We start from the raw sequence: 13,699 nt of genomic DNA, 5'->3' as shown, positions 1-13,699 counted from the left end.
CCGGGCCGGAGGAGGGCAGGCAGCGAGGCGAATGGGTTGGTCGAGGCTCGCAGGGGGGACTGAGGTTGTCCGCACGCGTCGGATCCGGGGGAGGGCCGGCAGCGAGGCAAACGGGGTCGGTCGAGGCCCGCAGGATGCGGCACTGAGGTGGTCCGCACGGGTCGGATCCGGGGGAGGGCCGGCACTCAGGCAGTCTGGGCGGGTCGGGGCTGGGGGAGGACCGGCAGTGCGGCGGACCGGGTCGGTCGGGGCCCGAAGGGAGGGCCGGCACGGAGCTGCTCCCCGGCCCCGGCCCAGGCGGCCCGCCTCGCCGGGCCGCCCGCCCAGCCCGCCCGGCGGCGACCGGCCTCCCTCCCGTCCGGTCCTTCAGTGCTGAGGGTGCTGCTCGGCTGGACCAACCGAGTGGAGGACGAGCCGCCCGTACGGTGTCGCACTCCGTTTGCGCTGGACGAGGAGAACAGGGGACGTCGACGCGGCCGCGCGGCTCGGACTCGGGGTCGACGCCGTCCCGCCCGCATCGGCCACCGGCTCAGTGGCCCCTCGCGTCCCGACCGCTGCGAGCCCAGCCGTGCGGAAGCCCACCGCGCGGTCGTCCGGCCCGGACGGGCACAGGCGTTCACGGAGTTGCTCAGGCCGCGCGCGGGGACCGGTCCGGCTCCGCAACCCGGTGGGCACAGGTCGGCGGACCTGCGACTTGTGCCTGGCGCGGCGCAGTGCGACGCTTCGGTCCGCCGGTCGCGACCACGGCCGGCGACGGCTGTGCGCACGGGACCGGCCGGGGACCGAAACGGGGAGTGGAGCGATGGAGCTGGAGCTGCGGCACCTGCGGGTGCTGTGCGCGATCGCCGACGCGGGAAGTGTGGGTCGCGCCGCGGCACAGCTCGGCTACTCGCAGCCCGCCGTGAGCACCCAGCTGCGGCGCATCGAGCGGCACCTCGGCGAGCCGCTCTTCGAGCGCGGCACGAGCGGAGTGCGGCCCACCCGCTACGGCGCCGAGGTCGTCGCCCAGGCCCGTGACGTGCTGACCCGCGCCGACGCCATCGGCCACCGCCCGGCAGCCGCGCGGGCCCGCCGTACCCTGCGCGTGGCGGCGACCAACTCGCCCATGCTGTCCGGCACGATCTCCCGCGTCCGTACCCGGCTGCCGGAGCTGTCCCTCGCCGTCACGAGCGTCTACGCCTCCTCGCGGATCGTCGAGCTGCTGGAGGAGGGCGCGGTGGACGCGGCCATCGCCGCCGACTATCCGGGTATGGAACTGCGCCACTCCGGCGCGGTGCGGCACCGCGGGATCGTCACCGAGCCGACGTTCGTCGCCCTGCCCTCCCGGCACCGGCTGCGGCAGTGCTCCCAGGTCCAGCTCGCCGATCTGGCCGAGGACGCGTGGTTCGTGACCCCGGACGACGGTGCCGGCTGGCCCGGGGTGTTCTACGACGCTTGTGCGGCGGCCGGTTTCACACCGGTCACCGTGCATGAGTTCCTCGGCGACCAGACCCAGCTGCAGAGCATGATCGCCGACGGCCTCGGGGTGTCCCTCGTACAGCCGACGCTGCGGCCGATCCCACATGTCGTGGTCAAGCCGTTGGCCGGTTCACCGCTGTGGTGCCGTTATGTGCTGGCCTGGCGGCCCGACACCGTCACCGAGGAGGCCGTGGAGGCACTGTCCCAGTCCGCGACCGCCGCCTACCGCGACCTCGTCGCCCAGGCACCCCACCTGCGGGCCTGGGCCTCGCGCACCTGGAGCGTCACCGGAGCCTAGCGGGAGGTCAAAGGCGCACCGTGATGTTATGCGTGCGCAGTGTCATGTGCTATGTCACACGGCATTGTTGGGGCGGGCGGCCCGCTGAGACAGTGCCTCACACGCCTCAACACCCCACAGAGGCGCATCCCTTCGTGGAGGAATCCAGATGCGCTATCGCTTCGCGCTGCCCAGACGCATGCCCGGCCGCGGCCACCGTCGTACGGCCACGCGCACGGCCGGCGCCGCGGTCGTCTGTGTCACCGTGGCCGGACTGCTGTCCACGCCCGCGCTGGCGGCCCCGCAGCGGCCGCACACCGCTGCCGCCACCGCGCCCCGCAAGCACGCGTCCACGCCGTCGCCGACCGGTGCGACCACCCCCGTCACCGAGCGTCCCGCGAGCCGGGCCCGGCGGCTCAGCCCGGCCGAACTCCCGCCTCTGCAGCCCCTCTCGGCCCACCCGGCCCGAAGGGTGGCCAAGGCGGCCTCCTGCACTCCGGCCGACTTCGGCAGCCGTACCGGCTCCGCCCTCGTGTCCTTCGTGAAGGCCTCGTCGACGGACTGCGTCAACACCCTGTTCTCGGTGACCGGCAAGGACGCCCACGACGTCTTCCGCCAGGCCCAGATGCTCAGCGTGGCGGCTGCGTACACCCGCACGGCCAAGCTGTACCGCGGCGACAACTCCGGCGGCCTGGAGCAGCTGGTTCTCTTCCTTCGGGCCGGCTACTACGTGCAGTTCAACCACGCCGCGGACGTGGGCGCGTACACCACCCGCCTCACCACGGCCGTCACGGCCGGCCTGGACGCCTTCTTCGCCCGGTCGCACTCGCGTGATGTCACGGCGGTCAACGGCGACATCCTGGGCGAGACCGTCATCCTCACCGACAGCGCCGACCAGCAGGGCCGCTATCTCTCCGTGTACCGACGGCTGCTGAACGACTACGACAGCTCGTACGACTCCGTCGACAGCATGGTCAGGGCCGTCAACGACGTCTACACCCCGCTGTGGCGCGGCAACTGGAACCCCGACTACGTCAAGGCGGTCGAGGCCGACCCGGGCATCATCGACACCCTGGACGACTTCGCGCTCGCCAACACCGACCTGCTCGGCACCGACCAGGCGTTCCTGGACTCCAACGCCGGGATGAACCTGGCCCGTTATGTCGAGCACCCCGAACTGCAGGACACGGTCCGCCCGTTGACCAAGGACCTGCTGGAGGAGACCGCTATGACCGGCCCCACGGCCGGGCTCTGGGTCGCCGTGGCCACGCAGGCGAACGCCTACGACAGCGCCAACTGCGCCTACTACGACGTCTGCGACCTGCCCGGCAAGCTGACCAGAGCCGTCCTGCCGGTCAGCCGCCAGTGCGACGCGAACGTCAGCATCCTCGCCCAGTCGCTGACCGCCGCCGACCTCGACGCCGCCTGCGCCAGTGTGCTGAACCAGAGCGCCTACTTCCGCGGCGTGGTGAAGGCCGACGGAGCGATACCCGGCCAGTACGTGTCCACCATCCGGCTCGTGGTCTTCGCCGGCCGCACCGACTACCAGACCTACGCCGGCCCGATCTACGGCATCAGCACCGACAACGGCGGCATGACCCTGGACGGCGACCCGTCCGACCCGGCCAACCACGTCACCTCGATCATGTACCAGAAGAACTACGACGACGGTTTCACGGCCCGGATCTGGAACCTCAACCACGAGTACACGCACTTCCTCGACGGCCGCGACGACATGAAGGGCGCCTTCGACCAGCAGATCTCGGTGCCGGACATCTGGTGGATCGAGGGCCTGGCCGAGTACGTGTCCTACAGCTACCGCGGCCTCGCCGACGACCAGGCGATCCAGGAGGCCGCCAAGCACACGTACAAGCTGAGCACCCTGTTCCAGAGCACCTACGACAACAGCGACGTGATCCGCACCTACCCGTGGGGCTACCTCGCCGTGCGCTACATGGCCGAGAACCACCCGGACGACCTCCAGCGCATGCTCGCCCGCTTCCGCGTCGGTGACTACGCCGGCGGATACGCCGTCTACCACGACGGCATCGGCACCCGCTACGACGCCGACTTCGACCAGTGGCTCACCGCGTGTGCCGCGGGCGCCTGCGCCAGGCCGGCGAAGGCCTGACCGCACGCGCCCCAGCAGGGCGGCCGCCGACCGGAAACCCCGGTCGGCGGCCGTACACGTGTCGACGAAGCGGATCAGACCGCCGTCGCCGGGTACGTCGGGTACTCCACGCCCGAGACGTGCTGGACGACCCGGACCACCTGGCAGGAGTAGCCGAACTCGTTGTCGTACCAGAGGTAGAGGATGGCGTTGTCGCCGTCGACCTTGAGGGCGCCGGCGTCCACGATCGATGCGTGGCGCGAGCCGATGAAGTCGCTGGAGACCGCGTCGGGCGCCGTGATGAAGTCGATCTGGCGCTTGAGCGGCGAGGTCAGCGACACCTCGCGCAGATAGTCGTGGACCTCCTCCCTGGTGGTCTCGCGGGCCAGCTGCAAGTTGAGGATCGCGATGGAAACGTCCGGCACCGGGACCCGGATCGAGCTGCCGCTGATCTTCGCCTTGAGGTCCGGCAGCGCCTTGGCCACGGCGGAGGCGGCACCGGTCTCGGTGATCACCATGTTGAGTGGCGCGGAGCGGCCACGGCGCTCGGACTTGTGGTAGTTGTCCAGCAGGTTCTGGTCGTTGGTGAACGAGTGGACGGTCTCCACGTGACCGCGCAGCACGCCGTACTCGTCGTCCATCGCCTTCAGCGGCGGGACGATCGCGTTGGTGGTGCAGGAGGCGCAGGACAGGATCTGCTCGTCGGGCTTGATGGTGTCGTGGTTGACGCCGTGCACGATGTTCGGGACGTCGCCCTTGCCCGGCGCGGTCAGCACGACCTTCTCGATGCCGGGGCGCAGGTGCTTGGACAGGCCCTCGCGGTCGCGCCACTTGCCGGTGTTGTCGATGAGGATGGCGTCCCGGATGCCGTACTCGGTGTAGTCCACGTGCGACGGGTCGTCGGCGTAGATCACCTTGATCTCGTTGCCGTTGGCCACGATCGTGCTGGTGGCTTCGTCGACGGTGATCGTGCCCTGGAACTGGCCGTGGATGGAGTCGCGGCGCAGCAGCGAGGCGCGCTTGACGATGTCCTGGGCGCCGCCGCCGCGCACCACGATGGCGCGCAGCCGCAGACCGTTGCCGGAGCCGGACTTCTCGATCAGCAGGCGGGCGACGAGCCGGCCGATGCGGCCGAAGCCGTACAGGACGACGTCGCGCGGCTCACGGCGCTCGATCTTGTTGGCACCGGTGGCACCGGCGACGGCCTCGGCGGTGAACTGCTCGACGCTCACACCACGCTCGTCGGCCTTGTACATCGTGGCGAGCATGCCGAGGTCGATCTGGGAGGGCCCGAGGTCGAGGGCGGTCAGGGCCTCCAGGAACGGCATCGTCTCGGTGACCGACAGCTCCTCGCCGTCGATCTGCCGGGCGAAGCGGTGCGTCTTGAGGATGCTGACCACCGACTTGTTCACCAAGGAGCGGCTGTGCAGCAGGACGGTCACGTCCCGCTCGCGGTGCAGCTTCCCGATGAGCGGGATCATCGACTCCGCGATCTCCTCGCGGATCTTCCAGTTGGTGAACGAGTCGTCGTTGACAGTCACGGATCCATCTTTCGAGCTAGGGAGCGCTCATATGGTAACCACACCCCTCAAGTGCTCCCTCCGGGGGTGGTGAAGTAAGGGATTTGCACCCATTCCTTGACCGATTCCTGAATCAGGGTGGAAGTCCGTAAGAAACCCGAGTCGTGGATTGCCCGTCTTACCTGGCGTGCCCAAGGTCAAGAGAGTGAGCACCTCCTCAGTACCGCGTCCCGAGTCGGCCGCCCTGTCCCCGTCCCGGCCCCTGCGCCCTCCGACCCTGCCCTGGATCACCCGGCGTGGAATTCCCGAGGGGGCGCTCCCGGCCCTCGCCCTGTTCGCGGCCGTCCGGCTCGCGGGGATCCTCCTGGTGATCATCACCAACGCCGTCCGGGGGCATCCGCTCGTCAAGAGCCTCGCCCACTCCTGGGACTCCCGCTGGTATCTGCACATCGCCGCCCAGGGCTACGGCCACAAGATCTGGATCACCCCGCAGGGCGCCGTCCAGAGCGACTGGGCGTTCTTCCCGCTGTACCCGGGGCTGATCAGGGCGCTGACCACGGTCCTGCCGTTCACCCCCGGCCAGGCCGCGCTGCTCATCTCCTGGATCGCCGCGGGCGTGGCGGCGTACGGCGTGTACGCCATCGGCCACCACCTCTACGGGCGCGGGGTCGCCACCGCGCTGGTCGCCCTGTGGGCCGCGATGCCGCACTCCGTCGAACTGACCATCGCCTACACCGAGTCGCTGTTCGCGGCCCTCGCCGTCTGGTCCCTGTACTGCGTGCTCAAGGGCCGCTGGCTGTGGGCCGGTGCACTGGCCGCGCTGGCGGGCCTGTCCCGGCCGAGCGGATTCGCGGTGGCGGGGGCCGTCTGCATCGCGGCCGCGTACGAGGTCGTGCGGCAGCGCGGCCGGGCCCCGGCGAGTGTGTGGGCCGGTGCGGTGCTGGCCCCGCTGGGCTGGCTCGGCTATGTGCTGTGGGTGGGCAGCCAGACGGGAGACCTGCTCGGCGGCTACTTCAAGGTGCAGAGCGCCTGGGACTCCCGGTTCGACTTCGGTGTCGGCTCGGCACGCTTCACGAAGGCCCTGCTGCTGCACGGGGGCGGTGCCGTCTATCCCGCGGCCCTGGTGATCGTCGCGGCCGGAGTGCTGCTGTTCGCGCTGCTGTGCCTGGAACGCGCCCCTCTCGCCCTGGTGGTCTTCGCCGGGATCCTGGTCCTGCTCGTGGTCGGCGGCTCCGGCTCCTTCTCCTCCAAGCCGAGGTTCCTGCTGCCCGCCTTCCCGCTGCTCATCCCCATGGCCCGGGCGCTGACCCGGACCTGGCGGGTCCGGCCGGCCCACGCCGTGGTCGTCTACGCCGGCCTCACCGTCGTGTCCCTGCTGTTCGGCGCCTTCGTGACGGTGGTGGCCCACTCCCCGCTGTGAGCCACCACCTGCTCCTCACGCGGGCTGCCGCTCCCGCCGACGTACGACGCCCAGGGTGCAGCCCCCTCACCCGGCGAAGGCGCCGGCGCCGAACAGCGCCGGCACCCCCGGCACCGGGCCGGTCACGTCCGTGACGAGCGGTGAGAGGTAGGTAAAGGTACGGAAAGTGGCGCCGTTCACGAGCGAGGCGAGGCACAGCGTCACGAGCGGCCGGGGCCGGCGCGGCACCGCAGTTCGGCACGTACGGCACTACCGGGGCCGCCCGGCACCGACCGCGCGATCGGGGTCCGTGTCGGCCCGGACAGCAGCCCGACGGCCAGGAAACCGGCGTCGGCCGGCGCGCCGAGCACCCGCGTGGCCAGCAGCACGCCGAAGTGGGTGGTGAGTACAGCGGGGGGTCCCACCCGATGTCCGGCACCAGTCCGGACGGCATGAACTCGGATGTGCCTGCGAGGGACACGGCCGGTGAGGCAAGCCGGCATCGGACATCCAGCCGTAATCATCCACTTCGGCCCGGCGCGGCTCCGGCCGCGACACGGGCACGTAGGCCGAACGGGGGAGGGACGGCGTTGTGCGAAGGCCGTGAATCGGGGTAGGCGGGGGGACGCCCGAGGAAAGGACCGTCATGACGACCTACGTGATCAGCGTCCCCGGCACCTTCACCGCGGACATCGGGACGGACACCCGGACCCGCCTGGCCAGGGCGCTCAGCCCCGCGGATCCGCACGGCACCCGGATGGGCAGCGCCGAGGGCCTGGACGTGCTCCGAGTCAACGAGGACAACACCTTCACCCTCCGACTGACCGTCGAGGCGGACACCGGCCCGCACGCCGAACAGGAAGCCCGCCGGCTCGCCGGCTCCGCCCTCCGGGACGCGGGACTGGACGAGCGGAGCGCGCCACTCGGGCCTGCCGTGATCACCGGGATCGACTCCGAGGTGCGCTGACGGGGAGCCGTACCGCGGCCGCTCGCAGAGCGAGATCATCCGATATAGGTAAAATCTAGGCGTTTGCCGAAAATTCAGGCGGCCGGCCAGGGACGGCCACCGCCCCGCCGGAAGTGATCGATGCCCCGCAGGCGCTCCACGGACGAAGGCGATGAGCTGCTGGCCAGACTCGGCTCGCTCACCGCCCAGGCACGGGAGCGCGCGGAGCTCCAGCGCACCCAGGTGGAGCTGGCCATCGCCCTGCAGCGCGGCATGCTGCCCCGCGACCTGCCCACCGCACCGGGCCTGCACCTCGCCGTCCGCTACACACCGGCCAACCTCGGCCTGAACGTGGGCGGCGACTGGTACGACGCGTTCGCCCTGCCCGACGGGCGGATCGGACTGGCCATCGGCGACGTCCAGGGGCACAACATCGAGGCCGCCGCGTTCATGGGCCAGGTGCGGGCCGGGCTGCGCGCCCTCGCCTCCGTGACGAGCGAGCCGGGCGAACTCCTCGCCCGCACCAACGACCTGCTGCTGGCGCTGGGCGGTGAACTGTTCGCCACCTGCACCTTCATGCGCCTCGACCTGGCCAGCGGAGTGCTGGAGAGCGCACGGGCCGGCCACATCCCGTTCGTGTGGGCCACGGCGGACGGCAAGTCCGGCGTCGTCGACGACGAGGGCGGGCCGCCGCTCGGCATCGACACGGGCATGGAGTTCCCGGTGAGCAGGCACCGGCTCACCACGGGCGGCGTGTTCGTGCTGCTCACCGACGGCGTGGTCGAGGGCCCCTCGCTGAACATGGAGGACGGCCTCGACCAGGTGGTCCGCCTCGCCGGTATCGCCGCCGTCGCCGGCCTGGACGCCCACGCGCTGGCCGCCGCCGTGATCAAGGGCGCCGAGAGCGTCGGCCACGAGGACGACGCGGCCGTCCTCGTCGTGGGCCTGGAGGGTCCCGGAAACCATCCGTGACTCGTGTGGCCCACCACGGTGGACACCGGTGCCGGAGGGCGGAGCGGGCCGGTCGGCACCGGTCCCGTGATTCAGCCATAGGGCCGGACCGCACCGGCTCTCGCCTCGCCGAGCCGGGGCCGCCGGTGTGAGATGGCTGCTGTGGTGAGTATCGACGATCTGCGCCGGCCGGGCGGCTACGCCGTCCAGGTACTGGCCGTCGCGGCCTGCTACTACGCCGCGGCCCGGCTCGGACTCCTGCGCGAACTCTCCGTCGAGGGCGCCGTCGTCACCCCCATCTGGCCGCCGACCGGCGTCGCCGTCGCGGCCCTGCTGATCCTCGGCCTGCGCTGCTGGCCCGGCATCACGATCGGCGCCCTGTTCGCCGTGCTGTCCCTGACCACGCCCCGTATCGAGGTGCTCGGCACGCTCGCCGGCCAGACCTGTGCACCGGTGTGCGCGGCGCTCCTGCTGCGCCGGGCCCGCTTCCACACCGATCTCGGCCGGCTGAAGGACGGCGTCGCCCTGGTGTTCCTGGGCGCGCTGACCGCCATGCTGATCAGCTCGACCGTCGGCGTCGGCCTCCTCGTCCTCATGGACAAGCTGAACATGGAGAGCTTCTGGCCCGTCTGGCTGGCCTGGTGGGTGGGCGACGCCATGGGCGTGCTGCTCGTCACCCCGCTGCTGCTGTCGCTCCACGGCGCGCGCCGGCCGCTGCCCCTGGGGCGCTGGAAGGAGGCGACCGCGCTGGCCGCCGTGACATTCCTGCTCGTGCCCCTGGCCGTCTACAGCTCGATCGGCGCGCTCTACCTCGTCTACCCGCTCCTCATCTGGGCCGCCCTGCGCTTCCAGCTCGTGGGCAGCATGCTGTCCGCGCTGCTGATGTCCGTGGTGGCCACGGTCGCGGCGACGGACCGTGCCGGGGCCTTCGCCGGGCTGAGCCGGATCGAGATCATGGTGAAGCTCCAGGCGTTCAACGGCGCGATGGCCCTGACCGCGCTCCTGCTGTCCGCGCTGATCACCGAGCAGCGCAACACCCGCAGCTCGGTGGAGAAGGCCTGCCAGGAACTGGTCGAGGTCCTGGAACACCTCACCGCCGGCGAGGCCCCACCGCCCCGGGCACAGCGGGACGCCGACGACGCCGGGGGTGCCGACGGCGCGGACGGCCGGCCCCGGCCGACCGCACCACCGTAACGGTGGTTCCGTGTCACCGGTCGGACCGGTTCACCGGTCCTTCGTCGTCGCTGCCCGGCTCCGCCGAGCGCTTGCGTGACCTGATGTCCCGGGGAGTCGGGTGCGCGGCCCCGGTGGCACCGGGCTGACCCCCGCCGGTCGTGCCGTAGCCGCCCGGGATACCCGGTGGCATGTCCGCGGCGGCCTCGGCCTCGCTCACATGGCGCCGGGCCCTGATCCCGGCCCGGCGCTCCGGGTACGGGTACTCGAACGGCTGGGCGGAGGCACGCTCGCGCTCCGCCTCGCGCTGCCGGCGTGCGGCCCGCTCGGCGGCCGTCGCGCTCTCGCCCTGTCGGCCGCGGTCCTCGCCGTGCGAACGGCCGTTGTCGTGCATGCGGTCCTTGTCCTTCATGCCGCGCCGAGTACCCGGGCGGTGGCCGCCGCCACACCCCTCCGGCGTGTCGAACGGCCGGTCCGGGGCACTGGGGGACGATGGGTGGGGCCGGACGGGCCCGGGCCGGACCGGAGGGACAGGCGCGGATGGAGCAGCGGACGGCGAACGCGGCGGACCGGCACACCGGAGCGGCCGGGCCCGACGCCACCCGCGCGGAAGGACGTGACGGCACGACCGCACGACCACCCGATCACGCCGAACGACCACCGGAAAATGCCGAACCGCCGACGGTTCACCCCGAACGGCGGGCGGATCGCGCCGTACGGCCGTCGGATCGGGCCGAACGCCAACCGGATCGCGCCGAACGTCCACCGGACCACTTCGAACGGCCCACGGATCGCGCCCTACGATCACCGGATCGCGCCGAACGACGACCGGACCACGCGGCACGGTCACCCGAGAGCACCGACGCCCGCCGGCGTATCCCGCGCACCGACCACCTCCTGAGCGACCCCCGGCTGTCGGCCGCGGTGGACCGGCTCGGTGCCGGTGTGGTGAAGGCTGCCGTGCGCGCCGCGCAGGAGCGGGCCCGGGCGGGCGGCATCCTGCCCGAGCAGGTGCCGGAGGCGGCCGTGGCCCTGTTGCCCGGTACGGCGAGCGGACTGCGCTCCGTGATCAACGCCACCGGGGTGCTGCTGCACACCAACCTCGGCCGGGCCCCGCTGTCGGGCGCCGCTCGGCAGGCTGTCCAGGAGGCCGCCGGGCCCACGGACGTGGAACTGGACCTGGCGACCGGGGTACGCGCCCGCCGCGGCCGCTCCGCCCTCGCCGCCCTGCACGCGCGCGTACCGTCCGCCGGGGCCGCGCACGTCGTCAACAATGGCGCCGCCGCCCTGGTGCTCGCCGCCACCGCCCTCGCGGCCGGCAGGGAGATCGTCGTCAGCCGGGGCGAGATGGTGGAGATCGGCGACGGCTTCCGGCTGCCCGACCTGCTCGTCTCGACCGGCGCCCGGCTCCGCGAGGTCGGCACGACCAACCGCACGGCCGCGGCCGACTACGCCGCCGCCCTCGGCCCGGACACCGGGTTCGTGCTCAAGGTGCATCCGTCCAACTTCCGCATCACCGGCTTCACCCGGTCCGCCGGGACCGCGGAACTCACCGGTCTCGGCGTCCCGGTCGTCGTCGACATCGGCTCCGGACTGCTCGCCCCGCATCCGGCGCTGCCCGGGGAACCCGACGCCGACACCGAACTCCGCGCGGGCGCCGCCCTCGTCACCGCGAGCGGCGACAAACTCCTCGGCGGTCCCCAGTGCGGGCTGCTGCTGGGCGAGAAGGACCTGGTCCGCGGCCTCGCCCGGCACCCGCTGGCCCGCGCCCTGCGCGTCGACAAGCTGACCCTGGCCGCCCTGGAGGCGACCCTCACCGGACCGCCCACCCCGACCGCCCTCGCCCTTACCGCCGACCCGGCCGGGCTGCGAGCCCGTGCCGACCGGCTCGCCGGCACTCTCGCCGCCTGCGGCATCGACGTACGGGCCGTCGCCTCCACCGCCACCGTCGGCGGCGGAGGCGCCCCCGGCGTCACCCTGCCCAGCGCGGCGCTCTCCCTGCCCGAGCCGTACGCCGCCGCGCTGCGCACCGGCCCGGTCCCCGTCGTCGGACGGCTGGAGGGGGGCCGCTGCCTGCTGGATCTGCGCGCGGTGCCCGAGCAGGACGACGCACGGCTGGCCGATGCCGTGCGGTCCGCCCGGCCGCGAGTGGAGAGGCGGATGTGATGCGGGTGTTCGCCACCGCCGGCCATGTCGACCACGGCAAGTCCGCCCTGGTACGAGCCCTCACCGGCATGGAGCCCGACCGCTACGAGGAGGAGCGGCGCCGCGGGCTCACCCTGGACCTGGGCTTCGTATGGACGCGGCTCGGCCCGGACGCGGACCACCTCGCCTTCGTCGACGTGCCCGGGCACGAACGCTTCGTGCCGACCATGCTGGCCGGCGTCGGACCGGTGCCCGCCGTGCTGTTCGTGGTCGCCGCCGACCAGGGCTGGCAACCCCAGTCCGAGGAGCACCTGGCCGTCCTGGACGCCCTCGGCGTCCGGCACGCCGTCCTCGCCGTGACCCGCAGCGACCTCGCCGATCCCGAAGCCGTACGCACCGACGCCGTCGACCGGCTGGCCCAGACCTCACTGGGCAAGGTGCCCGCGGTCGCCGTGAGCGCGGTCACCGGTGCGGGACTGGACGAGCTGTGCGGTGAACTGGCGCGGCTGGCAGGTGAGTTGACCGATCCCGACCCCGACGCCGACGTACGGCTGTGGCTCGACCGGGCCTTCACCGTGCGCGGACACGGCACGGTGGTGACCGGCACGCTCGGTGCGGGCACCCTGCGGGTCGGCGACCGGCTGGTCACCGGGGACGGCTCGGCCGTGCTCCGGGTGCGCGGGCTGCAGACGCTGCACCAGCAGCGGACGGCGGTCAGCGGGGTGGCCCGGGTGGCGGTCAATGTGCACGGCCGGGGCGCCGACGGGCTGCGCCGGGGACAGGTCCTGCTGACCCCCGACCGCTGGCTGGGCTGCGCGGTGCTCGACGTACGGGTCACCGGCGAGCCGGCCCATGACCTGCCCCGCTCGGTCACCCTGCACATCGGCACCGCCGCCGTGCCCGTCACCGTCCGCCCGCTCGGCGAGGACACCGCGCGGCTCACCCTCGCCCGGGGCGTGCCGCTGCGGGTCGGTGACCGTGCGGTGCTGCGCGAACCGGGCGGCAGCCGCATGCCCTGCGGGGCCACCGTCCTCGACGTACGACCGCCCCGGCTGACCCGGCGCGGCGCCGGCCGGGCCCGCGCCGCCGAACTCGCGGAGCTGACCGGCCGCCCCGACGGCGCCGCCGAACTGCGCCGCCGCGGGCTGATCCGGCGCGCCGACCTGCTGGCGATGGGCTTCCCGGCCCCCGCCGAACCCGTCGCGGGCGACTGGCTGGCGGACGACACGTACTGGACCGCGCTCAAGGACCGGCTGGCCGGCGAGGTCGACCGGTACGCGAGGGAACACCCGCTGGAGCCGGGTCTGCCCGCCGAGGCGGCCCGCCGGCTGCTGGGCCTGCCCGACCGGGGCCTCGTCGACGCCCTGGCCGACGCCACGCCCCGAATCCGCAGCGGGCAAGGACGGCTGTATTCCTCCGGCGACCACCGCCCCGGCCTGCCCCCGCCCGTCCGCGCCGCCGTGGACGCCGTACGCGAGGACCTCACCCGTACGCCCTTCCGTGCCCCTGAGGCCGGTCGGCTTGCCGAACTCGGCCTGGACCGCAGGGCATTGGCAGCCGCCGTCACGGCCGGTGCGCTGCTGCGGATCGCCGACGGTGTCGTGCTGCTGCCCGGCGCCGACACCGAGGCCGCCGCCGTGCTCCGCACCCTGCCCCAGCCGTTCACGCTTCAAGAGGCCCGGCGCGCGCTGGACACCACCCGGCGGGTCGCCGTACCTCT

11 protein-coding genes and 1 pseudogene are annotated in these 13,699 nt (G+C 72.8%); 8 read left to right on the top strand and 4 right to left on the bottom strand.

The features are described 5' to 3' along the window. Positions 1–802: 802 nt before the first annotated feature. On the top strand, positions 803–1,756 hold the full coding sequence (locus tag ACWCQS_RS13895; RefSeq protein ID WP_451004640.1) for a LysR family transcriptional regulator: 954 nt from the start codon (positions 803–805) through the stop codon (positions 1,754–1,756). 148 nt (positions 1,757–1,904) lie between these two features. Then, positions 1,905–3,866: a collagenase gene (locus ACWCQS_RS13890; RefSeq protein ID WP_451004639.1), complete on the top strand. Its 1,962-nt coding sequence runs from the start codon at positions 1,905–1,907 to the stop codon at positions 3,864–3,866. Positions 3,867–3,940: 74 nt separating this feature from the next. Here the strand turns inward: ACWCQS_RS13890 and ACWCQS_RS13885 are convergent, their stop codons facing one another. Beyond that, positions 3,941–5,386 (bottom strand): glyceraldehyde-3-phosphate dehydrogenase, encoded by a 1,446-nt coding sequence (locus tag ACWCQS_RS13885; RefSeq protein ID WP_451004638.1) that lies wholly within the window; start codon positions 5,384–5,386, stop codon positions 3,941–3,943. Positions 5,387–5,570: 184 nt separating this feature from the next. On the opposite strand from ACWCQS_RS13885, the gene ACWCQS_RS13880 reads away from it, so the two are divergent. Continuing rightward, positions 5,571–6,785, top strand: a complete 1,215-nt coding sequence (locus ACWCQS_RS13880; RefSeq protein WP_451004637.1) for a hypothetical protein — start codon at positions 5,571–5,573, stop codon at positions 6,783–6,785. Positions 6,786–6,851: 66 nt separating this feature from the next. Here the strand turns inward: ACWCQS_RS13880 and ACWCQS_RS13875 are convergent, their stop codons facing one another. Further along, entirely contained in the window at positions 6,852–6,989 is a 138-nt protein-coding gene (locus ACWCQS_RS13875) for a hypothetical protein (RefSeq protein ID WP_451004636.1), read from the bottom strand. Further along, entirely contained in the window at positions 6,986–7,189 is a 204-nt protein-coding gene (locus ACWCQS_RS13870; protein WP_451004635.1) for a hypothetical protein, read from the bottom strand. The genes ACWCQS_RS13875 and ACWCQS_RS13870 overlap by 4 nt, the downstream gene beginning before the upstream one ends. A gap of 221 nt (positions 7,190–7,410) precedes the next feature. Between ACWCQS_RS13870 and ACWCQS_RS13865 the strand changes: the two genes are divergently transcribed. The 3 genes from ACWCQS_RS13865 to ACWCQS_RS13855 all read left to right on the top strand — a co-directional run bounded on the left by ACWCQS_RS13865 (position 7,411) and on the right by ACWCQS_RS13855 (position 9,855). Then, positions 7,411–7,731 carry a hypothetical protein gene (locus tag ACWCQS_RS13865; RefSeq protein ID WP_388629464.1) on the top strand — a complete coding sequence of 107 codons (321 nt, stop codon included), beginning with the start codon at positions 7,411–7,413 and terminating at the stop codon, positions 7,729–7,731. A gap of 120 nt (positions 7,732–7,851) precedes the next feature. After that, positions 7,852–8,682 (top strand): PP2C family protein-serine/threonine phosphatase, encoded by an 831-nt coding sequence (locus tag ACWCQS_RS13860; RefSeq protein WP_451004634.1) that lies wholly within the window; start codon positions 7,852–7,854, stop codon positions 8,680–8,682. Positions 8,683–8,814: 132 nt separating this feature from the next. Then, positions 8,815–9,855, top strand: coding sequence for an MASE1 domain-containing protein (locus ACWCQS_RS13855; RefSeq protein ID WP_451004633.1), 1,041 nt, complete (start codon positions 8,815–8,817; stop codon positions 9,853–9,855). A gap of 13 nt (positions 9,856–9,868) precedes the next feature. On the opposite strand, the gene ACWCQS_RS13850 is transcribed toward ACWCQS_RS13855, so the two are convergent. Further along, positions 9,869–10,246 (bottom strand): hypothetical protein, encoded by a 378-nt coding sequence (locus ACWCQS_RS13850; RefSeq protein ID WP_451004632.1) that lies wholly within the window; start codon positions 10,244–10,246, stop codon positions 9,869–9,871. 464 nt (positions 10,247–10,710) lie between these two features. On the opposite strand from ACWCQS_RS13850, the gene selA reads away from it, so the two are divergent. Both selA and ACWCQS_RS13840 read left to right on the top strand, forming a co-directional pair. Beyond that, positions 10,711–12,000 carry an L-seryl-tRNA(Sec) selenium transferase gene (gene selA, locus ACWCQS_RS13845; protein WP_451004732.1) on the top strand — a complete coding sequence of 430 codons (1,290 nt, stop codon included), beginning with the start codon at positions 10,711–10,713 and terminating at the stop codon, positions 11,998–12,000. Continuing rightward, positions 12,000–13,694, top strand: a pseudogene (locus tag ACWCQS_RS13840) (GTP-binding protein); the annotation flags it as partial. The gene selA and the pseudogene ACWCQS_RS13840, both read left to right, overlap by 1 nt. Between the last annotated feature and the right edge of the window lie 5 nt (positions 13,695–13,699).

The sequence above is a fragment of the Streptomyces sp. NPDC002076 genome (assembly GCF_053593835.1).
The sequence above is the reverse complement of the archived record's forward strand: the minus strand, read 5'-3'. Positions and strand labels throughout refer to the sequence as shown.

Excerpts from the sequence above, each read along its gene's own strand:
- ACWCQS_RS13855 (WP_451004633.1), top strand. The coding sequence starts at position 8,815 with ATGGCTGCTGTGGTGAGTATCGACGATCTGCGCCGGCCGGGCGGCTAC.
- ACWCQS_RS13850 (WP_451004632.1), bottom strand. The coding sequence starts at position 10,246 with ATGAAGGACAAGGACCGCATGCACGACAACGGCCGTTCGCACGGCGAG.
- ACWCQS_RS13860 (WP_451004634.1), top strand. The coding sequence starts at position 7,852 with ATGCCCCGCAGGCGCTCCACGGACGAAGGCGATGAGCTGCTGGCCAGA.
- ACWCQS_RS13895 (WP_451004640.1), top strand. The coding sequence starts at position 803 with ATGGAGCTGGAGCTGCGGCACCTGCGGGTGCTGTGCGCGATCGCCGAC.
- ACWCQS_RS13865 (WP_388629464.1), top strand. The coding sequence starts at position 7,411 with ATGACGACCTACGTGATCAGCGTCCCCGGCACCTTCACCGCGGACATC.
- ACWCQS_RS13890 (WP_451004639.1), top strand. The coding sequence starts at position 1,905 with ATGCGCTATCGCTTCGCGCTGCCCAGACGCATGCCCGGCCGCGGCCAC.